This is a genomic window from Cedecea sp. NFIX57, assembly GCF_900177785.1.
Taxonomy (GTDB): Bacteria; Pseudomonadota; Gammaproteobacteria; order Enterobacterales; family Enterobacteriaceae; genus Cedecea; species Cedecea neteri_C.
This window is the reverse complement of record NZ_FXAS01000024.1, coordinates 34,727-57,832: the sequence shown is the minus strand read 5'-3', so window position 1 is coordinate 57,832 and position 23,106 is coordinate 34,727. Positions and strand designations below refer to the sequence as shown.

21 protein-coding genes are annotated in these 23,106 nt (G+C 53.8%); 15 read left to right on the top strand and 6 right to left on the bottom strand.

What is annotated here, in order from left to right; translation table 11 throughout:
* Positions 1-76: 76 nt before the first annotated feature.
* Both B9Y90_RS18860 and metB read right to left on the bottom strand, forming a co-directional pair.
* Complete coding sequence (locus B9Y90_RS18860) at positions 77-2,509, bottom strand: bifunctional aspartate kinase/homoserine dehydrogenase II (RefSeq protein WP_039289183.1); 2,433 nt, start codon at positions 2,507-2,509, stop codon at positions 77-79.
* A 2-nt stretch (positions 2,510-2,511) separates the two neighbouring features.
* Positions 2,512-3,672, bottom strand: a complete 1,161-nt coding sequence (gene metB / locus B9Y90_RS18855) for a cystathionine gamma-synthase (protein ID WP_039289182.1) — start codon at positions 3,670-3,672, stop codon at positions 2,512-2,514.
* Positions 3,673-3,948: 276 nt separating this feature from the next.
* Here metB and metJ point away from each other — a divergent pair, with 276 nt between their 5' ends.
* The gene (metJ, locus tag B9Y90_RS18850) at positions 3,949-4,266 is read left to right on the top strand and encodes a met regulon transcriptional regulator MetJ (RefSeq protein ID WP_008457553.1); all 318 of its coding nucleotides are present in this window, start codon (positions 3,949-3,951) and stop codon (positions 4,264-4,266) included.
* A gap of 356 nt (positions 4,267-4,622) precedes the next feature.
* Complete coding sequence (locus B9Y90_RS18845) at positions 4,623-6,059, top strand: diguanylate cyclase domain-containing protein (protein WP_085542174.1); 1,437 nt, start codon at positions 4,623-4,625, stop codon at positions 6,057-6,059.
* A gap of 64 nt (positions 6,060-6,123) precedes the next feature.
* Here B9Y90_RS18845 and rpmE read toward each other — a convergent pair whose 3' ends face one another.
* A complete protein-coding gene (gene rpmE, locus B9Y90_RS18840; RefSeq protein ID WP_008457552.1) occupies positions 6,124-6,339 on the bottom strand; it encodes a 50S ribosomal protein L31 in 216 nt (71 codons plus the stop codon).
* Between the two features lie 206 nt (positions 6,340-6,545).
* Here rpmE and priA point away from each other — a divergent pair, with 206 nt between their 5' ends.
* From priA to rraA, 7 genes are all read left to right on the top strand, one after another.
* On the top strand, positions 6,546-8,744 hold the full coding sequence (priA, locus tag B9Y90_RS18835; protein ID WP_085542173.1) for a primosomal protein N': 2,199 nt from the start codon (positions 6,546-6,548) through the stop codon (positions 8,742-8,744).
* A 161-nt stretch (positions 8,745-8,905) separates the two neighbouring features.
* The gene (gene cytR, locus B9Y90_RS18830; protein WP_008457548.1) at positions 8,906-9,940 is read left to right on the top strand and encodes a DNA-binding transcriptional regulator CytR; all 1,035 of its coding nucleotides are present in this window, start codon (positions 8,906-8,908) and stop codon (positions 9,938-9,940) included.
* A gap of 89 nt (positions 9,941-10,029) precedes the next feature.
* Positions 10,030-11,073 (top strand): cell division protein FtsN, encoded by a 1,044-nt coding sequence (gene ftsN / locus B9Y90_RS18825; RefSeq protein ID WP_085542172.1) that lies wholly within the window; start codon positions 10,030-10,032, stop codon positions 11,071-11,073.
* A gap of 89 nt (positions 11,074-11,162) precedes the next feature.
* Positions 11,163-11,693 (top strand): ATP-dependent protease subunit HslV, encoded by a 531-nt coding sequence (hslV, locus tag B9Y90_RS18820; RefSeq protein ID WP_008457544.1) that lies wholly within the window; start codon positions 11,163-11,165, stop codon positions 11,691-11,693.
* Positions 11,694-11,702: 9 nt separating this feature from the next.
* Positions 11,703-13,037 carry an HslU--HslV peptidase ATPase subunit gene (gene hslU, locus B9Y90_RS18815; protein ID WP_008457542.1) on the top strand — a complete coding sequence of 445 codons (1,335 nt, stop codon included), beginning with the start codon at positions 11,703-11,705 and terminating at the stop codon, positions 13,035-13,037.
* A gap of 78 nt (positions 13,038-13,115) precedes the next feature.
* A complete protein-coding gene (gene menA, locus B9Y90_RS18810) occupies positions 13,116-14,042 on the top strand; it encodes a 1,4-dihydroxy-2-naphthoate polyprenyltransferase (RefSeq protein ID WP_085542171.1) in 927 nt (308 codons plus the stop codon).
* Positions 14,043-14,137: 95 nt separating this feature from the next.
* A complete protein-coding gene (rraA, locus tag B9Y90_RS18805) occupies positions 14,138-14,623 on the top strand; it encodes a ribonuclease E activity regulator RraA (protein ID WP_008457535.1) in 486 nt (161 codons plus the stop codon).
* 62 nt (positions 14,624-14,685) lie between these two features.
* Here the strand turns inward: rraA and zapB are convergent, their stop codons facing one another.
* The gene (gene zapB, locus B9Y90_RS18800; RefSeq protein WP_008457532.1) at positions 14,686-14,925 is read right to left on the bottom strand and encodes a septal ring assembly protein ZapB; all 240 of its coding nucleotides are present in this window, start codon (positions 14,923-14,925) and stop codon (positions 14,686-14,688) included.
* Positions 14,926-15,360: 435 nt separating this feature from the next.
* Between zapB and B9Y90_RS18795 the strand changes: the two genes are divergently transcribed.
* The 4 genes from B9Y90_RS18795 (at position 15,361) to fpr (ending at position 19,714) form a co-directional block, all read left to right on the top strand.
* Entirely contained in the window at positions 15,361-16,215 is an 855-nt protein-coding gene (locus tag B9Y90_RS18795) for an MIP/aquaporin family protein (protein WP_008457530.1), read from the top strand.
* A gap of 21 nt (positions 16,216-16,236) precedes the next feature.
* Positions 16,237-17,751, top strand: a complete 1,515-nt coding sequence (glpK, locus tag B9Y90_RS18790; RefSeq protein WP_008457520.1) for a glycerol kinase GlpK — start codon at positions 16,237-16,239, stop codon at positions 17,749-17,751.
* A 106-nt stretch (positions 17,752-17,857) separates the two neighbouring features.
* Positions 17,858-18,868 (top strand): class II fructose-bisphosphatase, encoded by a 1,011-nt coding sequence (glpX, locus tag B9Y90_RS18785; RefSeq protein WP_085542170.1) that lies wholly within the window; start codon positions 17,858-17,860, stop codon positions 18,866-18,868.
* A gap of 99 nt (positions 18,869-18,967) precedes the next feature.
* Positions 18,968-19,714 (top strand): ferredoxin--NADP(+) reductase, encoded by a 747-nt coding sequence (fpr, locus tag B9Y90_RS18780; RefSeq protein WP_085542169.1) that lies wholly within the window; start codon positions 18,968-18,970, stop codon positions 19,712-19,714.
* A 1-nt stretch (position 19,715) separates the two neighbouring features.
* On the opposite strand, the gene B9Y90_RS18775 is transcribed toward fpr, so the two are convergent.
* Positions 19,716-20,135, bottom strand: a complete 420-nt coding sequence (locus B9Y90_RS18775) for a DUF805 domain-containing protein (protein WP_008457512.1) — start codon at positions 20,133-20,135, stop codon at positions 19,716-19,718.
* A gap of 117 nt (positions 20,136-20,252) precedes the next feature.
* Here B9Y90_RS18775 and B9Y90_RS18770 point away from each other — a divergent pair, with 117 nt between their 5' ends.
* Entirely contained in the window at positions 20,253-20,852 is a 600-nt protein-coding gene (locus B9Y90_RS18770; protein WP_085542168.1) for a DUF1454 family protein, read from the top strand.
* 108 nt (positions 20,853-20,960) lie between these two features.
* Complete coding sequence (gene tpiA / locus B9Y90_RS18765) at positions 20,961-21,728, top strand: triose-phosphate isomerase (RefSeq protein ID WP_038477074.1); 768 nt, start codon at positions 20,961-20,963, stop codon at positions 21,726-21,728.
* Positions 21,729-21,776: 48 nt separating this feature from the next.
* Here tpiA and B9Y90_RS18760 read toward each other — a convergent pair whose 3' ends face one another.
* Positions 21,777-23,081: an SLC13 family permease gene (locus B9Y90_RS18760; RefSeq protein ID WP_085542167.1), complete on the bottom strand. Its 1,305-nt coding sequence runs from the start codon at positions 23,079-23,081 to the stop codon at positions 21,777-21,779.
* Between the last annotated feature and the right edge of the window lie 25 nt (positions 23,082-23,106).

Below are 23,106 nucleotides of genomic sequence, written 5' to 3'. Positions count from 1 at the left end.
TTTTTCAGGAGAAGCTGAGAAAAAGACGTACAGACAAGCGCACTCTCTCACGAAGTAAGAGAGTGCGGGCAAGAAACTACAGCAATTGTGCCAGACGGTTCAGATCGGACTGGATGGCCCCGGCGGTAACATCGCGACCGGCACCAGGCCCACGGATCACCAGCGGGTTGTCACGGTACCAGCGACTTTCAATCGCAAAGACGTTGTCACACGGTAGCAGAGCGGCCAGCGGATGCTCTGCCCGCACGGCTTCAACCCCTACGCGCGCCTTGCCGTTCGCATCAAACCGGGCCACATAACGCAGCACCAGTCCCATCTCCTGCGCGGCCTCAAGCCGCTGCAGCATTTGCTCGTTCAGCTCATCACCATTTTCAAAGAAGTGGTCGATGGAACCGCCTTCACAACCTGCAGGCACCAGGGATTCCACGCGAACCTGATCCGGCTCGATGTCATAACCCGCTTCGCGGGCCAGGATCACCAGCTTACGCATGACGTCTTTACCTGACAGGTCAACGCGCGGATCCGGCTCGGTTAGCCCCTGTTGCCAGGCCTGATCAACCAGTTCAGTAAACGGTACGGTGCCATCAAACTGCAGGAACAGCCATGAAAGCGTCCCCGAGAAAATACCGCTGATAGCCAGAATAGCATCGCCGCTGTCGCGCAGGTCGCGAACCGTATGGTTAACCGGCAGCCCTGCGCCCACCGTGGCGTTATACAGCCAGTGCCGGCCCGTTTTCTCAAACGCATCACGAATCTGGCGATACTTCTGGCCGTTCCCCGCGCCGGCAAGCTTGTTGGCGCTGATCACATGGAAGCCATGACTGGCGAAGTCCAGGTATTGATCGGCGAGCTGCTCGCTGGCGGTCACGTCCAGTACCACTAAATCATCATACGGATGAGCCCGCATCCACAGGAACAGCGACTCTTCGTCCTGCTGAACGGCCTCATCATTGAAGAAAGCCAGTGCGCGACTGGCATCCAGGCCTTCGTAATTCAGCAAGCTACGGCTGCTGTCCACCACGCCAGCCAGCACAAATTCAAACCCGGTACGGGCGGAGAGAATTTCCTGTTCGCGGGCAAACAGCTCAAGCCAGCGGGAACCGATGTTGCCTTTGCCGAACAGCATCAGACCAATACGCTTCTCCGCACGAAACAGCGACTTGTGTAGCCCCTGAATCAGGCTTTCCGTTGGGCCTACGCGCAGCACAGCCACCAGGCTAATGCCGTCTTCCGACTGCCAGATAAACTCCACGGGATGATCTTTCAACTGCTGCCAGAAGCGGTGGCTATGCAGTGGGTTGCGGCAAACACCGGCCCCGACCATTGCCACCAGCGCCAGGCCTTCACGCAGGCGAAGCTCGCCTTGCAAACTGGCATTCTGGAGAAGTTGCAGCACGCTGTTCGCGACTTCGGAGGTGTAGCAAAGCTGCAGCAGATTACGGTCGGGATGCACGCCAATCGACAGCGGACGCACCTGACCACGCTTGAGGATCAGATCCAGCTCTTTTTGCGCCAGCTTGAAATCCTGATGCGACGGCACCTGATATTCAATCAGGCAAACATCGTCGTGACTGGTCACAATTCTGGCACCCGTGCCGGACGCCAGAACGCGTTCAATGCGGGTCGAACCTTGCTCTGGCGAGTAGCTGCAGCGCAGTTGCAGATCGATATCGCTGCCGGAGACAGGCTGTAATGTACGGGCGTGCAGTACCGGCGCGGCGAGACGAGCCAGCTCGCTGGCTTCATCCAGACGCAGCAGAGGCAACAGGCAGGCATCTTTCACTTTACGCGGATCGGCGCTGTAAACCCCAGCCACATCGCTCCAGATAGTTACGCGAGAAACCCCAGCCAGCGCACCAATCTGCGTCGCTGAATAGTCAGAACCGTTACGTCCCAGCAGAACAGTTTCACCTGCTTCGTTGCTGCAGATGAAGCCGGTCACGACCAGGCGTTTATTCGGGTGCTGGGCAAGCAAGTTTTGCAGCAGCGGCCAGGAACGGCCTTCGTCAACCTGTGGCTGAGCCGCACGTTCAGCGCGCATAAAATCACGGGCATCCAGCCAGGCGGCTTCAACGCCCTGCTGATTCAGCACAGCGGCCATCAAACGCGCCGACCACACTTCCCCATGGCCAACCACTTCGGCATAAACGGCATCGGTCATTTTGCCGTCGAGCAGAACAGCAAGGCGCTCAAGGTCGTGGATAAACCCGGCAATCAGGCCATCGGCCACTTCCGGCGGCAGCAGGCCGCTGATCAAATCGCTCTGATAGCGGCGCAGCGTTTGCTGCACCTGATGCGCGGAAAGCCTGTCACTCTGGCTCAGCTTGAGCCAGTTAATCAACTGGTTAGTGGTACTGCCGGCGGCCGAAACCACCATCATGTCACCCGGTCTGGAATATTCGGTCATGATACCCGCCACGCGCAGGTAACATTTCACATCGGCAAGACTGCTGCCCCCAAACTTGTGCAGTTGACGAACCGGCGTCCCTGCTGGTGCTGAAACACTCATGCTTACCCCTCGGCAGCGACCCGGAAGGCATTTTCCAGATCGGCAATTAAATCTTCACTATCTTCTATACCTGTTGAAACGCGTAGCAGCGTCTCAGAAATTCCGGCGGCGGCCCGCGCCTCCGGCGCCATGCCCGCATGGGTCATGGTTGCGGCGTGAGAAATCAAGCTTTCCACGCCCCCCAGCGATTCCGCCAGGGTAAACAGCGACAGCGCCCCCAGGAAACGGCGCAGCGTTTGCTCGTCACCGTCCAGCTCAAAGCTTAGCATCGCGCCAAACCCTTTTTGCTGGCGGGCGGCAATCTCGTGGCCCTGGTTTTCCGGCAGTGAAGGATGATACAGCTTTTTCACCAACGGTTGCTGCTTGAGAAACTCAACAATGGCCTGAGCATTACGCTGAGCCACTTCCATACGCGGCGACAGAGTGCGCAGGCCACGCAACAGCAGGTAGCTGTCAAATGCGCTACCGGTGACGCCAATGTTATTCGCCCACCATGCCAGTTCGGTGACCGTGGCCGGATCTTTTGCAATCACCACGCCAGCAACCACGTCCGAATGGCCGTTGAGATACTTGGTGCACGAGTGCAGAACCAGATCGGCTCCCAGCGCCAGCGGGTTTTGCAGTGCCGGGCTCAGGAAGGTATTGTCCACCACGCTGATCGCACCCGCTTCACGCGCTGCGGCACAGATTTTCGCAATATCCACGACGCGCAACAATGGATTACTTGGACTTTCTACCAGAACCAGCTTTGGTTTTTCAGCCAGCGCAGAGTTTAAAGCTTCTTCATCGTTCTGATCGACGAATAAAACGCGATAAGCCCCACGTTTTGCCAGACTATCGAACAGGCGGTAGCTGCCCCCATAACAGTCGTGAGGCGCCACCAGCAGATCGCCAGGTTTCAGGAATACGGTGGTGACCAGGTGAATGGCCGACATGCCGGTATTGGTCATGACTGCCCCAGCACCGCCTTCCAGTTCCGCTAACGCCCGTTGTACTACGTCGCGCGTTGGGTTACCCCGGCGTGAATAGTCATGGGCACGCGGTTCATTAAAGCCGGTAAAGTTATAGGTGCTGGAGAGGTGGATAGGTGGAACGACGCAGCCGTATTGCTCGTCATCATTCAAACCGCTACGAACTGCGATGGTTGCCTGTTTACGCGTCATTGTATGTCCGATCCTTGCTGGTCGAATAAAAGTCAGGCCTCAGAGTAAACAACCGCAGTATAGACGTCAATACATCTGGACATCTAAACCTCTTTGCGTATAGATTGAGCAAAAGGCAAATAGCCGTTAAAATTATGCGTTTTAGAGTGTATATGTCTGAGTTTCGCGCTCAGGAAAGGGTTATCCTGTGCTGTACACTACAAGAGATAATCGTCAACGCCGCGGATTTACCCGGCTTTGGCACGTTTTCATAGATTAAGAGGATTAAGGTATCTCATGGCTGAATGGAGCGGCGAATATATCAGCCCCTACGCTGAGCACGGTAAGAAGAGTGAACAAGTAAAGAAAATTACGGTTTCCATTCCTCTGAAAGTGTTGAAGATCCTCACCGACGAGCGCACGCGTCGCCAGGTGAATAACCTGCGTCATGCGACCAACAGTGAACTGCTGTGCGAGGCTTTTCTGCACGCCTTCACCGGCCAGCCGCTGCCGAACGATGCTGACCTGCGTAAAGAGCGCAGCGATGAAATCCCGGAAGATGCTAAGGTCATCATGCGTGAACTGGGGATCGATCCGGATACGTGGGAATATTAAGTCAGACATTAAGGCGCCTCAGGGCGCCTTAAAACTGATAGCCCCTGCACTGGTTATCAGTGAGTCATTCAATTGTTAATAATCCTGTTATTTTCTTTGCCTGATAATAATTTGTAACTGAATACATCAGCCTATTTTAGCTAACTCTACTCCCTTATGGGCATGCATTATTGTTAACCTGACACTCTCGTTTATTGTTGATATAGCTCCGTCACAAAAAACAAAACAAAAAAATCAACATTTACGATAGTTTTTTATCATACTGCATTTTTTACACACTTCTATAACTTACAAATGATCATCACCTCTTGCGCCACAGTTAGTATCATTAATGAAACTAAAAAAGAGGGATATTTATGAAAAGAAAAAATATTATTATTGGCACTTCTTTGTCCGTGATATTGTTTCTCCTTTCATCATCTCTTATTACCGCCTATCTATTTCAGCAAGAGAGGCTTTCGCTGCACAAAAGCTTTAATAATTTTACCACCGTTTTAATTGATAACTTTAATATTAACGAAAAAATTGCTGATTCAGTTTCCATTCGCTACCTAAGGATGAAAAATCAGCACATCCCTCTCCCCTCAAGTCATTATGATAGTCACTATCATTTATATGGCGTAAACACTGACCATAACACTTGTAACTCATCTATATTAGGGACGTTTGAATCAATATCCCCACCAAATGAGCAACAGGTAAAACTAGCCACAAGCATTGATTATATTTTTGAACGCTATAAATTTGACGATCCCTATAGCCAAAGACGTCATTACTTTTACTCTATTAATGATGATTTTTTCTATAGCAAAGAAAAGCTTCCGCTCAATCAGTACAAATATAACCCAGATGTTTTTCACGCCAATGTTTTTTTTGGTGAAATGCCCGACTATATTGATAGAAAATTTATCAGTGACACCACTAAAAAAGGCACCACCAGCACTGAATTTTATAAAGATGCCGTTACTAAAAAGTGCACCTATAGCGTGATTAGCTATGTTTACGATCTCAGCAAACCCAATTCGGCTAAGGTGGTTGGTGCCTTAACCTATGATTATAATATTGACGATCTTAGGGCAATTTTAACGCGAACCCTAAAAGATAATAAAAGCAAGTATATTTCAGCTAAACTCACATCTAGCGATACAAAAAGAAGTGTTTTCTTTGTTGGCAATCAAGACTATTCATTCAAAATAGGATCATTCCCACTATCCAAAAAATATACTGTTCATGCTTCTATAAGCCTGCGTCATTTTATATTAGAAAAAACAAAACAATATATTTTAATTAATGCCTTGTCATCCATACTTATTGGCATAATCACCTACATATTCATGAATAACAACACCAACGAGAATATGTGCGACAGCTTAACTTCCGTGTACAACAGAAAACTGTTAAGACATATCAAGCTGAATAAAGATCATGAAAAAACCATTGCCGTCTTCGATTGCAACAAATTTAAAAAAATCAATGATACCTATGGACATGATATGGGGGATAAGGCGCTTATTTTTATAAGTGAAACACTCAAAAAGAATACGCGTAAAAACAGCGATTACATTATTCGCCTGGGCGGTGATGAATTTTGCATTATTTTCAACAAGTTGGCATTGCCGATAGCAGAGAAAATAATGCAACGGATAAACCGTACGCTGGCCACTTTCTCTGAGGACTTTATTTTATCCGTGAGCTATGGCGTCACTCTTTCTCAGGCCAGCGAAGACATCAACGATGCAATTCATCGCGCAGACAAGCAGCTTTACACACAAAAGCAGGCTCGTAGTCGGTAAAGGGCCAATCAACAAACACAAAAAAGGCGCCTTCAGGCGCCTTTCTCTTTCCAGAGTGCGAAACTTATTTTTTCGCGCCTGGTACGCTGAAGCGCTTGTTGAAGCGATCAACACGGCCGCCGGTAGCAACATCACGCTGTTTACCAGTGTAGAACGGGTGGCACTGACCACATACGTCCAGGTTCAGATCGTGACCTACGGTGGAGCGGATCTTGATAACATTACCGCAAGAGCAGTTTGCAGTAATTTCTTCGTATTTAGGATGGATATCTTTTTTCATGGTAAACCTCGGTAAAGGCCGCGTCGCTCTTCCAGCCCTAACGCCAGACACCACGCGATGTTAATAAATTAGGTTTTTTGATACCAAAACTGCGCATCAAAGGCGGCGAATCATACAGAAATTGCTCACCCGGTGCAAACTGATCCGCAATTTTGCAAGCGCACAGTGTACACTAATACGTCATTTTTTTCAGCCTGGATGCTTTCATGCCCGTAGCCCACGTTGCACTGCCGGTTCCGCTGGCCCGTACCTTCGACTATCTGCTGCCAGAAGGCGTGCAGGTTAGCGCGGGCTGCCGCGTGCAGGTGCCGTTTGGCAAGCAACGCGAAGCTGTCGGTATCGTCATGTCGGTCAGCCAGTCGAGCGATTTGCCGCTGGAAAAACTCAAACCCGTTGGCGAAGTTCTCGATGGCAGTTCGCTGTTCACGCCGTCACTCTGGCGCGTACTGCTGTGGGCAGCGGAATATTATCACCACCCAATTGGCGAAGTGCTCTTTCACGCTCTGCCAATCCTTCTGCGCCAGGGAAAACCTGCGCACCATGCTCCGCTCTGGTACTGGTTTGCTACGGAAGAAGGCAAAGCCGTTGACCTGAACAGCCTCAAACGCGCGCCTAAGCAGCAGCAGGCGCTGGCGGCATTGCGGCACAATATTGTCTGGCGGCATCAAATTGGCGAGCTGGAAATCAGTGAGCCTGGGTTACAGGCGCTGAGAACAAAAGGCCTGTGTGATTTAAAAAGCGCGGCGCCTGCGGAAGAAGACTGGCGGGTAAACTATGCCGTGGCCGGTGAACGGTTGCGGCTGAATACGGAACAGGCTACCGCCGTAGGGGCTATCCACAGTGAATCAGACCATTTCTCCGCCTGGCTGCTCGCCGGCATCACGGGTTCCGGCAAAACTGAGGTTTACCTCAGCGTGCTTGAAAATGTGCTGGCGCAGGGCAAGCAGGCTTTAGTGCTGGTGCCGGAAATTGGCCTGACTCCGCAAACTATCGCCCGCTTCCGGGAGCGCTTTAACGCGCCGGTTGAAGTCCTGCACTCCGGGCTGAATGACAGCGAAAGGCTCAGCGTGTGGCTAAAAGCACGCAGCGGTGAGGCAGCCATCGTCATTGGTACCCGCTCCTCTCTGTTCACGCCGTTCTGTCGTCTCGGCGTCATCGTCATCGATGAGGAGCATGACAGTTCCTATAAACAGCAAGAAGGCTGGCGTTATCACGCTCGCGATTTAGCTGTTTACCGGGCACATGCTGAAAACATTCCGATCATTCTCGGCTCGGCAACGCCAGCATTAGAAACCCTGCACAATGTTCAGGTGGGAAAATATCGCCAGTTACGCCTGACCAAAAGAGCCGGAAACGCGCGCCCGGCTCATCAGCAGGTTGTCGATCTGAAAGGGCAGCAGCTCAAAGCAGGTTTAGCCCCTGCACTTATTAAAAAGATCGGCGAACATCTTGCCGCAGATAACCAGGTGATCCTTTTCCTCAACCGCCGCGGCTTCGCTCCTGCCCTGCTCTGCCACGAATGCGGCTGGATTGCGGAATGCGCAAGGTGCGATCATTACTACACGCTGCACCAGGGCCAGCGCCACCTGCGCTGCCACCATTGCGACAGCCAGCGCGCGATCCCGCAGCAGTGCCCACAGTGCGGTTCCACACATCTGGTTCCAGTAGGAATGGGGACTGAACAGCTTGAACACAGCCTTGAGCCGCTGTTCCCGAACGTACCGATTTCTCGTATCGACCGCGATACCACCAGCCGTAAAGGCGCGCTGGAACAACAGTTGGCCGAAGTGCACCGGGGCGGCGCACGTATTCTTATCGGCACCCAGATGCTGGCTAAAGGCCACCACTTCCCTGATGTCACGCTGGTCGCCTTACTTGATGTAGACGGCGCGCTTTTCTCAGCAGATTTCCGTGCCGCCGAACGCTTTGCCCAGCTCTACGTCCAGGTTTCTGGCCGGGCGGGCCGAGCCGGTAAGCAAGGTGAAGTCCTGCTGCAAACGCACCATCCTGAACACCCTTTGCTGCAAACGCTGCTGACCAAAGGCTACGATGCGTTTTCCAGTCAGGCATTGAACGAGCGCCAAACGGTATTTTTGCCGCCGTATACCAGCCATGTGTTGATCCGGGCCGAAGATCAGAACAACCACCAGGCACCGCTATTTTTGCAGCAGTTACGTAATCTGCTGGAAGCCAGCCCGCTGCGCGATGAGCAGCTCTGGATCATGGGGCCAGTCCCTTCGCTGCAGCCCAAACGCGGCGGGCGTTTTCGCTGGCAAATCTTGCTGCAGCACCCATCGCGCGGGCGCCTGCAAAAGCTGGTCAGCCACTCGCTCACGCTGGTCAACACGCTGCCTGAAGCCCGGAAAGTGAAGTGGATGCTGGATGTCGACCCTATCGACGGGTAGCACAATCGGGCTGGTTATGCGAAGCCGATCGAAAAATCTAATACTCATCACATTTCTTATGAAAAATTTGTAACCGCTTACAGCCAACTTCTGCTAAGAATGTGATGACTGTCAGACACACAGGAGTGTTGACGATAGCGGCGTGCATGTGAGGAGAAGAAGTGAAGCCGAAGAAACCGGTGGTGAATGCCACCATGAAAGATGTCGCCGTGCAGGCAAAAGTGTCTACTGCAACGGTATCCCGCGCCTTAATGAACCCGGACAAAGTTTCACAAAGCACCCGTAATCGCGTGGAACAGGCGGCGATTGAAGTGGGGTATTTGCCACATTCTCTGGGGCGTAACATCAAGCGCAGCGAATCACGCACTATTCTGGTCATCGTGCCGGATATCTGCGATCCGTTTTTCAGCGAAATCATTCGCGGGATTGAAGTCACCGCAGCTTCACACGGCTATCTCGTGCTGATTGGCGATTGCGCCCACCAAAATCAGCAGGAAAAAACCTTCATCGACCTGATCATCACCAAACAAATTGATGGCATGCTGCTGCTGGGCTCACGCCTGCCGTTTGACGCCAGCAAAGAAGAGCAACGCAACCTGCCGCCGATGGTCATGGCCAATGAGTTTGCCCCTGAGCTGGAACTGCCCACGGTGCATATCGACAATCTGACCGCCGCCTTTAACGCCGTTTACTATCTGCAAGAGCTGGGGCATCAGCGCATCGCCTGTATTGCCGGGCCTGAAGAAATGCCGCTTTGCCATTATCGCTTACAGGGATACGTTCAGGCGCTTCGCCGCAACGGTATCGTCGTCGATCCTCACTATATTGCGCGCGGCGATTTTACCTATGAAGCAGGCGCCGCAGCACTGGCACAGCTTATTGCTCTGCCCGAACCCCCAACGGCTATTTTCTGCCATAGTGACGTAATGGCGCTGGGTGCGCTTTCTCAGGCGAAACGCAGCGGGCTTAAAGTGCCGGAAGATTTATCGATTATGGGCTTCGACGACATTGCCCTGTCGCAGTTCTGTGACCCGCCCCTCACCACCGTCGCGCAACCCCGTTTCGATATTGGTAAGGAAGCTATGCTGCTATTGCTGGACAACATGAACGGCCAAAACGTTAACAGCGGTTCACGCCTGCTGGACTGCGATCTTATTGAGCGAGGCAGCACCGCCGCGCCCGGCAGCAGAAATTGAGCCGTTTTTAAGACTGCATAAACTGGTCAAAGCCCCGCCCCTTAAGTAACATGGCGGACTGATAAACGAATAAAGACAGCGAAACGATAGTGGCACAACGAGATTATGTAAGCCGCGGGCAATCGGCAGGGACGCGGCGCAAAAAAAGTACACCCCGCAAAAAGCAACGTAGTCTGCCCTCCGTCTCTCCGACGATGGTTGCCATTGCGGCCGCAGTCGTGGTGGCCTTTGTCGGTGCTCTTTACTTTATTACTCACCATAAGAAAGAAGAGATTGACGCGCTCCCTGGCCACAAAGTGACCGGCAATGGTTTGCCGCCAAAACCGGAAGAGCGCTGGCGTTATATTAAAGAGCTGGAAAACCGCCAGCCCGGCGTCCGTGCGCCTACCGAACCTACCGCCGGCGGCGAAGTCATGAACCAAAGCCAGCTGACCAACGAACAGCGTCAGTTGCTGGAGCAAATGCAGGCGGATATGCGCCAGCAGCCTACGCAGCTGAATGAAGTCCCATGGAATGAGCAAACCCCTGCCCAGCGCCAGCAAACGCTGCAGCGCCAGAAACAGATTGTGCAGCAAACTCAACCTGTACAACAGCAGCAGTGGAATACACAAACGCAGCAGCCACGGGTGCAGCAGCGTGTAGCGGAACAGCCATACCAGCAGCCGCGCAATACGCAGCAAACCACGCAGCCTTATCAGCAGCCAAAAACCGTGCAGCAGCAACAGCCGAAAACCTCTACGGCAAATAATCAGCAGCCTTATCAGGATCTGCTGCAAACGCCACCGCACAGCCAGCAAAAAGCGCCACAGCAAACCAAACCGGTTCAGCGTGAAGTGCAGCCAGCGCCAATTACGCGTGAGCCAGAAGTGGCTAAGCAGGCTCCTGCTGCTCAGGAGAAAAAAGACGAAAAACGCTGGATGGTGCAGTGTGGTTCGTTTAAAGGCAGCGAGCAGGCGGAAACCGTTCGTGCTCAGCTGGCGTTTGAAGGCTTTGATTCCCGCATTACCACCAATAACGGCTGGAACCGCGTCGTCATTGGGCCAATCAAAGGTAAAGACAATGCCGATGGCACCATCAATCGGCTGAAGATGGCTGGACATACCAGCTGTATTCGTCTTGCTGCCGGGGGTTGAAACCCCAAAATTGCCCCCCATTTATAATGGCATTAGGCCCTGCGCACCGCGCAGGGCTCCTGTTTAGCTGATGCAAAAGGGGTCCGATCGTGACAACAATAGTAAGTGTACGTCGTAACGGCCATGTGGTTATTGCCGGCGATGGCCAGGCCACGCTGGGTAATACCGTCATGAAAGGTAACGTCAAAAAAGTACGTCGCCTGTACAACGATAAAGTGATCGCAGGCTTTGCCGGCGGCACTGCGGATGCCTTCACGCTGTTCGAATTGTTTGAGCGCAAGCTGGAAATGCATCAGGGTCACCTGGTGAAAGCCGCTGTTGAGCTGGCGAAGGACTGGCGTACCGACCGCATGCTGCGCAAGCTTGAAGCACTGCTGGCCGTGGCCGACGAAAGCGCGTCGCTGATCATCACCGGTAACGGCGATGTCATCCAGCCTGAAAACGATCTGATTGCCATTGGCTCCGGCGGCCCGTACGCCCAGGCCGCAGCCCGTGCCCTTCTGGAAAATACCGAAATGGGCGCGCGCGATATCGCTGTGAAAGCGTTGGATATTGCAGGTGATATCTGCGTTTATACCAACCACTTCCATACCATCGAAGAATTACCGTCTAAAGCGTAAGGATCTCCCATGTCTGAAATGACCCCACGCGAAATTGTTAGCGAGCTGAATAAACACATTATCGGCCAGGACAACGCTAAGCGCTCCGTCGCTATCGCCTTACGTAACCGCTGGCGCCGTATGCAGCTTGATGAAGAGCTGCGCCATGAAGTTACCCCTAAAAACATTCTGATGATCGGCCCGACCGGCGTGGGTAAAACCGAAATTGCCCGCCGCCTGGCAAAACTGGCCAATGCGCCGTTCATCAAAGTTGAAGCGACCAAATTCACCGAAGTCGGCTATGTGGGTAAAGAGGTGGATTCTATTATCCGCGATCTGACCGATGCCGCAGTCAAAATGGTACGCATGCAGTCTATCGAGAAGAACCGCTACCGCGCTGAAGAGATGGCCGAAGAGCGCATTCTCGACGTGCTGATCCCGCCGGCGAAGAACAACTGGGGCCAGGCGGAAGCCCAGCAGGAACCTTCTGCAGCTCGCCAGTCGTTCCGCAAGAAACTGCGCGAAGGGCAACTGGATGATAAAGAGATCGAAATCGATCTCGCCGCTGCGCCGATGGGCGTAGAAATCATGGCACCTCCTGGCATGGAAGAGATGACCAGTCAGCTGCAGTCCATGTTCCAGAACCTCGGCGGCCAAAAGCAGAAACCACGTAAGCTGAAAATCAAAGATGCGATGAAGCTGCTGGTGGAAGAAGAAGCGGCGAAGCTGGTGAACCCGGAAGAGCTGAAACAGGACGCCATCGACGCGGTTGAGCAGCACGGGATCGTGTTTATCGACGAAATCGACAAAATTTGTAAACGCGGCGGCAACAGTTCCGGCCCGGATGTATCCCGCGAAGGCGTACAGCGTGACCTGCTGCCGCTGGTAGAAGGCTGCACCGTATCCACCAAGCACGGCATGGTGAAAACTGACCACATCCTGTTCATCGCTTCCGGCGCATTCCAGGTTGCCAGCCCGTCAGACCTGATTCCTGAGCTGCAGGGGCGTTTGCCTATCCGCGTTGAGCTGCAGGCGCTGACCGTGGACGATTTCGAGCGCATCCTGACCGAACCTAACGCTTCCGTGACCGTACAGTACAAAGCGCTGATGGCAACCGAAGGCGTGAACATCGACTTTACCGAGGACGGTATCCGTCGTATTGCTCAGGCGGCCTGGCAGGTGAACGAATCAACCGAAAACATCGGTGCTCGTCGCCTTCACACCGTCCTTGAACGTCTGATGGAAGATATCTCCTATGACGCCAGCGAGTTAGATGGCCAGTCCATCCTGATCGATGCCGAATATGTTGGCAAACATTTGGATGAGTTGGTTGCAGATGAAGACCTGAGCCGTTTTATCCTATAATCCGGCTAACGCATTTTCTTCATTTGAAATGGAGGGCTTATGCCCTCCATTTTTTTTATCTAAACTGGCAACCAAATAATGAGCGATTCGCAATCTACAAGTGTCACCCAGGCCTGGCTGGAAAGCCTTCGCCCACGCACGCTGCCTCTGGCGTTTGCTTCAATCGTCTGCGGTTCAGCCCTGGCCTACTGGCAAGGCGTATTTGACCCCGCCGTGGCGCTGCTGGCGCTGTTGACCGCCGGCCTTTTGCAAATCCTGTCTAATCTCGCCAATGACTACGGCGATGCGGTTAAAGGCAGCGATAAAGAGGATCGCATTGGGCCGCTGCGTGGGATGCAGAAAGGGATGATTACTCAGGCTCAGATGAAACGTGCGCTGGTCATCACCGTCATCCTCATTTGTCTGTCGGGACTGTCGCTGGTCGCCCTCGCCTGTCACACTTTTGCTGATTTCATGGGCTTCCTGCTGCTTGGCGTAATGTCTATCGTCGCCGCCATTACCTACACCGTCGGCACCCGCCCTTACGGTTATATGGGGCTGGGGGATATTTCTGTGCTGGTGTTCTTCGGTTGGATTAGCGTCGCAGGGACCTGGTACCTGCAGGCTCATTCACTCGCACCGCTGGTTATTCTGCCCGCTACCGCCTGCGGTCTGCTCGCAACGGCCGTACTGAATATCAATAACCTACGTGATATCGACAGTGACCGTGAAAACGGTAAAAGTACGCTCGCCGTGCGCCTGGGCCCCACTGTTGCACGCCGTTATCATGCTGCTCTGCTGATCGGTTCTTTGGCCTGCCTCGCCCTGTTTAACCTTATCTGGCTCAAGAGCCTGTGGGGATGGCTGTTTGTTCTGGCTGCGCCGCTTCTGCTCAAGCAGGCTGCCTATGTCCTGCGGGAGCAAGATCCCGTGGCGATGCGCCCGATGCTGGAACGCACCGTCAAAGCCGCGTTGCTGACGAATTTGCTGTTTGCTCTGGGCGTCGTCCTCAGTACCGTCGCGTGATGACTGACAAATATCAATTAACAATTGATGATTTTGCCAACAGTTAACAGAACGCGATATACTGACAACTCCTGCAGCAAATGAACCTTAATCCTATGAAATACGATACTTCTGAGCTTTGTGACATCTACCAGGAAGAGGTCAACGTCGTTGAGCCGTTGTTCTCTAACTTTGGTGGCCGCTCGTCATTTGGTGGGCAAATCATCACGGTGAAATGTTTCGAGGACAACGGGTTGCTGTACGATCTGCTCGAAGAGAATGGCCGTGGTCGAGTCCTGCTGGTAGACGGCGGTGGTTCGGTACGTCGCGCGCTGATTGATGCGGAACTGGCTCGTCTTGCGCTGCAAAACGAGTGGGAAGGCATTGTGGTTTACGGCGCGGTGCGTCAGGTGGACGATCTGGAAGAGCTGGATATTGGCATCCAGGCGATTGCCGCCATCCCGGCTGGCTCCGCGGGAGAAGGCATTGGCGAAAGCGATGTGCGCGTCAATTTTGGTGGCGTGACCTTCTTCTCCGGCGATCATCTGTATGCCGACAACACCGGCATCATTCTCTCCGAAGACCCGCTGGATATTGAATAATCCAGCCGGTAGATAGTAAAACGGGCGCCTGAGGCGCCCGTTCTGTTTTGTCGGAAGCGGAATTACACTTCTTCCATTTTGCCCAGCAGCGCGTGCAAACGCTCCTGCCAGACATGCTGTTGTTCTTTCAGGCTGCTGTTTTCACGCACCAGCTCTTCATGGTTGCTTTGTGCCTGCTGGACTTCCTGAGCCAGACCGTTATTTTTCTCTTTCAGCTCTTCGATTTCCATCTGTAACAACGTAATCGTGTCAACCGCCTGCTGAACTTTTGCTTCCAGTTTCTCAAACACTTCAAATGACATTTCGAACTCTCCTGAATGGCAAGGCGTTGATGGATGGCTATCCTCGTCCCGATTCTTCGGCGACGCCTTTATGAACGTATGCGCAACACGTAGCGTAACTCGATTGTAAGTAGCCCGGATGCCCGTGTCCAGCGGCTTACCGCGCTCTTTGCGTAACATGACGTTTTTCAGCCTATGCTGAAAGCCAGGGTTCACGGTCGATTCGAATTGTTAAAAAACACGTTAACAAAACGCGTAATTCCCCCTGCGTTCACATGAAGCACCGCTCATTTTTTAGCGCGAAAACGCTCATTTTCTTGACGCACCACGCACATTTTAAGTTCGATATTTCTCGTTTGTGCTCGTTAACGATAAATTAACACCATGCCTACATGGCATAAAGGTGACAAGGATGCTCGACAACAATAATCATCAATTTGCCTTCAGGACCCCACTATGAGTCAGACCGCTACAACAACCTTAAAAGGCCAGTGCATCGCCGAATTCATGGGTACCGCGTTGTTGATCTTCTTCGGTGTGGGATGTGTTGCTGCATTGAAAGTGGCCGGTGCCACCTTCGGGCAGTGGGAAATCAGCATCATCTGGGGCTTAGGGGTGGCGATGGCCATCTATATGACCGCAGGGGTTTCCGGCGCACATCTTAATCCGGCAGTAACGATCGCACTCTGGCTGTTCGCTTGTTTTGACGGACGCAAAGTCGTGCCGTTTATTATTTCACAGTTCCTTGGCGCATTCTGCGCCGCCGCGTTGGTTTATGGCTTATATTACAATCTGTTCCTCGACTACGAACAAACGCACCATATGGTGCGCGGCAGCGTAGAAAGTCTGGATTTGGCCGGCATCTTCTCCACCTATCCGAACCCACACATTAACTTCGTGCAGGCATTCGCCGTAGAAATGGTGATCACTGCCATTCTGATGGGCGTTATTCTGGCGCTGACCGACGATGGCAACGGCGTGCCGCGTGGTCCGTTGGCTCCGTTGCTGATTGGCCTGCTGATCGCGGTGATCGGCGCTTCCATGGGGCCACTGACCGGGTTTGCGATGAATCCAGCACGTGACCTTGGGCCGAAGACCTTCGCGTGGCTGGCTGGCTGGGGCGACGTCGCCTTCACCGGTGGGAAAGATATCCCTTACTTCCTGGTGCCGCTGTTTGCGCCTATTCTCGGCGCCTCCCTTGGTGCATTCGGCTACCGTAAATTGATTGGTCGCCACCTGCCATGCGACGTCTGCGTTGTCGAAGAAGACAAACCAGACAGCAAGGTGACCTCTCAGCAAAAAGCACTGTAATACTGACTTCAGGACTTGATTATGACTACAGAAAAAAAGTACATCGTCGCTCTCGACCAGGGAACAACCAGTTCGCGTGCCGTCGTCCTGGATCATGACGCCAACATTATTAGCGTTGCGCAGCGTGAGTTTGAGCAAATCTATCCTAAGCCAGGCTGGGTAGAGCATGACCCGATGGAAATTTGGGCCACCCAAAGCTCCACGCTGGTAGAAGTGCTGGCGAAAGCCGACATCAACTCCGACGAAATCGCGGCCATCGGTATCACCAACCAGCGTGAAACCACGGTGGTATGGGAGCGTGAAACCGGCAAGCCAATTTACAACGCTATCGTCTGGCAGTGCCGCCGTACCGCTGATATCTGTGAAGAATTGAAGCGCAACGGCATGGAAGAATACGTCCGTCACAACACCGGCCTGGTGGTAGACCCGTACTTCTCCGGCACCAAGGTGAAGTGGATCCTCGACCACGTCGAAGGTTCCCGCGAGCGTGCTCGCCGCGGTGAACTGCTGTTCGGTACCGTCGATACCTGGCTCATCTGGAAGATGACTCAGGGGCGTGTACACGTCACCGACTACACCAACGCCTCTCGTACCATGCTGTTTAACATTCACGAGCTGGACTGGGATGACCGCATGCTGGAGGCGCTGGATATTCCTCGCGCGATGCTGCCAGAAGTGCGTAAGTCTTCGGAAGTCTATGGCCAGACCAACATCGGCGGTAAGGGCGGCACGCGTATTCCTATTGCCGGGATCGCGGGTGACCAGCAGGCCGCGCTGTTTGGTCAGCTGTGCGTGAAAGAAGGGATGGCGAAGAACACCTACGGGACCGGCTGCTTTATGCTGATGAACACCGGTGAGAAAGCCGTAGCCTCCACCAATGGTCTGCTGACAACCATCGCCTGCGGCCCGAAAGGTGAAGTGAACTACGCACTGGAAGGCGCGGTGTTCATGGCGGGTGCGTCCATTCAGTGGCTGCGTGACGAAATGAAGCTGATTGGCGATGCGTTCGACTCTGAGTACTTCGCCAACAAGGTGAAGGATACCAACGGCGTATACGTTGTGCCTGCGTTCACCGGCCTCGGCGCACCTTACTGGGATCCGTATGCACGCGGGGCTATTTTCGGTCTGACCCGTGGCGTGAACTCTAATCACATCATTCGCGCCACGCTGGAATCGATCGCCTACCAGACCCGTGACGTGCTGGAAGCAATGCAGGCAGACTCCGGTATTCGTCTGCATGCGCTGCGCGTGGACGGCGGGGCGGTAGCCAACAACTTCCTGATGCAGTTCCAGTCCGACATTCTGGGCACCCGCGTTGAGCGTCCTGAAGTTCGCGAAGTCACCGCGCTGGGTGCGGCTTACCTGGCCGGTCTGGCCGTGGGCTTCTGGCAGAACCTCGACGAACTGCAGGAGAAATCCGTCATCGAGAAAGAGTTCCGTCCTGGTATCGAAACCACCGAGCGTAATTACCGCTACGCCGGCTGGCAAAAGGCGGTTAAACGCGCCCTTGCCTGGGAAGATCACGAAGAGAAGTAATCCCTACAAGGCCCCTGAATAGGGGCCTTTCAGTCTCTGTCTTTCCCGCCCCTTTCCTCGCCTGTGCTAAACTCCCCGGCAATTCTGTTTGCTAAATGAGTCAGCTATGAAACGTGAACTTGCCATCGAATTTTCCCGCGTGACCGAAGCCGCCGCCCTTGCTGGCTACAAATGGCTTGGCCGTGGCGATAAAAATGTCGCCGACGGCGCAGCGGTAAACGCCATGCGTATCGTCCTTAACCAAATCAATATTGACGGCGAAATCGTCATCGGCGAAGGTGAAATCGATGAAGCGCCAATGCTCTACATCGGCGAAAAAGTCGGGACCGGCAAAGGCGACGCGGTCGATATCGCCGTTGACCCCATCGAAGGTACGCGCATGACTGCGATGGGCCAGGCCAACGCTCTGGCAGTGCTCGCCGTGGGCGACAAAGGCACGTTCCTCAATGCGCCCGATATGTATATGGAAAAACTGATTGTGGGGCCGGGAGCCAAAGGCGTCATCGACCTTAATCTCAGCCTCGAGGACAACCTACGCCGCATCGCCGCTGCGCTGGAAAAACCGCTGAGCGAATTGACCGTGACCATTCTTGCCAAACCACGTCATGATGACACGATCAAAGAGATGCAGAAGCTTGGCGTGCGCGTGTTTGCTATTCCCGATGGCGACGTGGCAGCTTCTATCCTGACCTGCATGCCGGACAGCGAAGTTGATGTCCTCTACGGCATCGGCGGTGCGCCGGAAGGTGTGGTTTCAGCGGCAGTGATCCGCGCGCTGGACGGCGACATGCAGGGCCGTCTGCTGGCCCGTCACCACGTAAAAGGCGACAGCGAAGAGAATCGCCGCATCGGCGAGCAGGAACTGGCGCGCTGCAAAGCGATGGGCATCGAAGCTGAACGCGTGCTGAAGCTCGATGAAATGGCGCGTAACGACAACGTTATTTTCTCTGCTACCGGCATCACTAAAGGCGACCTGCTGGAAGGGATCACCCGTAAAGGCAATATGGCCACCACGGAGACGTTACTGATTCGCGGTAAATCCCGCACGATTCGCCGTATTCAGTCTATTCACTATCTCGATCGTAAAGATACCGAGGTACAGAAGCATATTCTGTAACGTTTCTCGTTTGTTGGTTCGAGCTTTCCGGCTCGTTTGGGCTGGAAATGCTGCCACATTCTGGTGAAGATAGGTAAAAAGCGACGACGGGAGTACAACATGGCGGAGTGGGTTACAGGTAAAGTTACCAGAGTTCAAAACTGGACGGATTCTCTCTTCAGCCTGACGGTTCATGCGCCGGTGCATGCGTTTACCGCCGGGCAATTTACCAAGCTTGGGCTGGAAATTGACGGCGAACGCGTGCAGCGCGCTTACTCCTACGTTAACGCCCCAAGCAATCCCGATCTCGAGTTCTACCTGGTCACCGTGCCGGAAGGCAAACTCAGCCCTCGTCTGCATGCGCTCCAGCCTGGCGATGAAGTGCAGCTGGTCAGCGAGGCCGCCGGGTTCTTCGTGTTGGAAGAGATCCCTGAGTGCAAAACGCTCTGGATGCTGGCAACCGGCACCGCACTAGGGCCTTATCTTTCTATTCTGCAGGAAGGCAAAGATCTTGAGCGCTTCGAGAATATCGTGCTGCTCCATGCGGTTCGCTACGCCAGCGATTTAAGCTATCTCCCGCTCATGCTTGAGCTGCAAGAGCGCTATCAGGGGAAACTGCGTATTCAAACCGTGGTCAGCCGTGAAACGGTCGCAGGTTCGCTTACCGGGCGCGTTCCGGCGCTGATTGAAAGCGGTGAGCTTGAGGCGGCCGTAGGTTTACCGATGGATATCGAAACCAGCCACGTGATGCTATGCGGTAACCCGCAAATGGTGCGTGACACGCAACAGCTTCTGAAAGATACCCGGCAGATGGCCAAACACCTGCGCCGCAGGCCTGGCCATATGACCGCCGAGCATTACTGGTAAATCAGCGGAATTTAACTTCGCTGGTCTCTTTTCCGAAACGGTTTTCGCCCTGGGTGCCCACAAAAGCGCCCAGGTCCATCAGCACCATGACAAAAATAAGCGTCGGGATAAAACGCCCCAATCCCCACTGCCACAGAGTGCCAAAGGTTTCCCAGTTTCCCGCCACCAGCAGCCAGGCAGGAATAAACAGCAGCGCCCACCAGCCTTTTTTATCCCTGTCGTGCAGGCGCTTCACAATCACCGCCGCAGTTGGAATCAGCGAGCCGGTGAGGAAGAAGCCCGCCGTGGAATACGGCATGATTTCGGCTCCAGCCAGGGTAAACAGAATAATCAGTCCGACTATCCATGCGCCGATCCAAATCCAAAAATCGCGGCGTCCAATACGCCCTTTAAAAGAGAACAACCATTGCTGTATGGTCATGGGTAAGGTCCTTATTATTTTATCGCGGCGTAGTGTACCCTGGTCACCGCCCGTTTTGACAAGCCAACGGATTGCCGATTTAATCGGGATGATGAACCCATCAGGAGAAGTGTGTCGATGAAATACCTGCTGCCTGCCCTCGTGCTGCTGGCGCTGCCTTTGGCGGTGAGCCGGGCAGATCCTGCGTCAGACGCAGCTTCTCAGCTTCCGGCAGCGCCCTATCTGCTGCCAGGCGCGCCCACTTTCGATCTGACCATTACCCAGTTTCGCGGCAAATTTGATATCGATAATCCTTCGCTGCCGCTGAACGAATTTCGCGCCGTGGAGAAGAGCCGCGATAAAGCCAACCTGACCCGCGCCGCGACCAAGATCAACGAAAACCTCTATGCTTCTGCAGCGCTGGAACTCGGCACCCTAAAAATTAAGTCGATGCAGATAACCTGGCTCCCCATTCAGGGGCCGGAGCAAAAAGCCACCCGTGGCAAGGCGCTGGAGTACATGGCCGCGATTATCCGCAGCTTCACGCCAACGCTTTCCAAAGTACAAAGCCAGCAGAAACTGACCAAACTACTCAGCGACGGCAAAAATAAACGCTATTTCGCGCAGAACGACGGTGCCATTCGCTATGTCGTGGCAGATAACGGCGAAAAAGGGCTAACTTTCGCCGTTGAACCGATTAAGCTAACGCTATCTGAGACGCTAAACAGCGGCGAATAAATGACAAAAAGCAAAGCCTTTCGCCCGCCGACTCTCTATACTGTTTCACAGACCAAGCTGCCCGACGGGCAGTGATTCTTTTTATTGCTTACCGCGTGGAGAATTAAAATGCGACATCCTTTAGTGATGGGTAACTGGAAACTGAACGGCAGCAAACACATGGTTAACGAGCTTATTGCTAACCTGCGTAAAGAGCTGTCTGGCGTGGACGGCTGCGGCGTGGCTATCGCCCCACCAACCATGTACCTGGACCTGGCAAAACACGCTGCTTCCGGTAGCCACATCATTCTTGGCGCGCAGAACGTAGACGTTAACCTGTCCGGCGCGTTTACCGGTGAAGTTTCTGCAGACATGCTGAAAGATATCGGTGCTAAATACATCATCATCGGCCACTCTGAGCGTCGTACCTATCACGCAGAGTCCGACGAGTTCATCGCTAAGAAATTCGCTGTGCTGAAAGCAGCAGGCCTGGTACCAGTTCTGTGCATCGGTGAAAGCGAAGCGGAAAACGAAGCAGGCAAAACCGAAGAAGTTTGTGCACGCCAGATCGACGCTGTGCTGAAAACTCAGGGTGCAGCAGCATTCGAAGGCGCGGTAATCGCTTACGAACCAATCTGGGCTATCGGTACCGGTAAATCTGCAACCCCAGCTCAGGCTCAGGCGGTACACAAATTTATCCGTGACCACATTGCTAAAGCAGACGCGAAAGTAGCAGAGCAAGTGATCATCCAGTACGGCGGTTCCGTTAACGATAAAAACGCAGCAGAGCTGTTTGCTCAGCCGGACATCGACGGCGCGCTGGTTGGCGGAGCATCCCTGAAAGCGGACGCTTTCGCGGTTATCGTTAAAGCAGCAGCTGAAGCGAAAAAAGCGTAATTACGCGAACAGTATTGATGAACGGCTCCGCTTGCGGAGCCGTTTTTTTTACAGTTTGTGCAGCAACTGGAACCAGCCATAATCCAGCGGCAGTAAAATCAAAAACGTCACCACGGCCAGCGCCAGGCAAAGCTTCATCCCTTCCCTTGCCGGCACTTTTCCCAACCCCATAGCCACCACAATCGGCGACGCCATATACGGCAGGAGCGGCGTTGAGTAGCCCAGCACCTGAATCATAATCACCGTCAAAAGTGGGAAGTCGGTCGCCTGCGAAAAACTCTCGGCAAACGTGGTATAGAGCGCTGGAACGCCGTTCGCAGTCACGATGAAGTTGAGCAGGCTGGTGATACCGGTGAGCGCGGCAAAGCTGGTGAACGGCCTGCTGGTATCCAGCGGCATAATCGCCATTAGCTTTTCGCCCACAAGCGCCCCAAGGCCGATATGCGTCACGGTCGTGGCCAGAGCCAGAATGCCCGCGACATAAAAACAGGTGCGCACATTCACGCCGCTGGCAAACTCCTCGCCGCTGATAAATCCAATACGCGGCAAGAGCGTCACGCACGCGGCCATCAGCCCTATCCATGCGGGACCAATGCCGTGCCAGCTTTCCGTCACCCATAACCCGAGCACCACAGCCAGCAGCCACGCCAGCCGCTTTTCTTCGCCACTCATCGGCCCTGGGTGCTCAATTTGCGTTGGTGGCAACGGCTTGCCGGGAAATAACCAGGCAATCAGGCCGATCAGCACGACGCCTTTAAGAATACCGAGCACCGGCGTGTGTAGCAGCAAATAAGGCAGATAGTTAAGATGTAGGCCATAAGACCCTTCCGCCGCCCCGCTCATCACCAGATTCGGCACGTTCGCCGGTAAAATCGTCGCCGAGAGCTGGAAAGTGCCAAACCCCACGGCCAGCGCCAGGCCGAACCAGGCTCGAGTACCCTCGCCGACGGACGCTCTTTTCGCCATCGCGGCAACAATCGGCATCAGCAGGGCAATACGTCCCATATTTGAAGGCATAACAAATGCCAGCGCATAGCTTAACAGTACGACACTGCCTACCATATGGAGCCAGGAGTCCGTCAGCCGGGCGGAAAGTCCCCGCGCAACCCGATCGGCCAGACCCGTTTTGCGAATCGCTATGCCTAACACAAAACCGCTGAATACCAGCCAGAAAGCCGATGAGGCAAAACCGCTAAAAATCACTTCGGCCGGGGCTATCTTCGCCACCATCGCCGCGGCGAAAAATAACAGTGCAGTCAGGTATTCAGGCAGCGCAGATGTGGCCCAAAGGACAATAGTGATGAGGATAATAATGCCGGGCAGGATCAGAGGGTCTGACAACCAGAGCGACATACCTGTCTCCTGTAGAGTTTTTCAG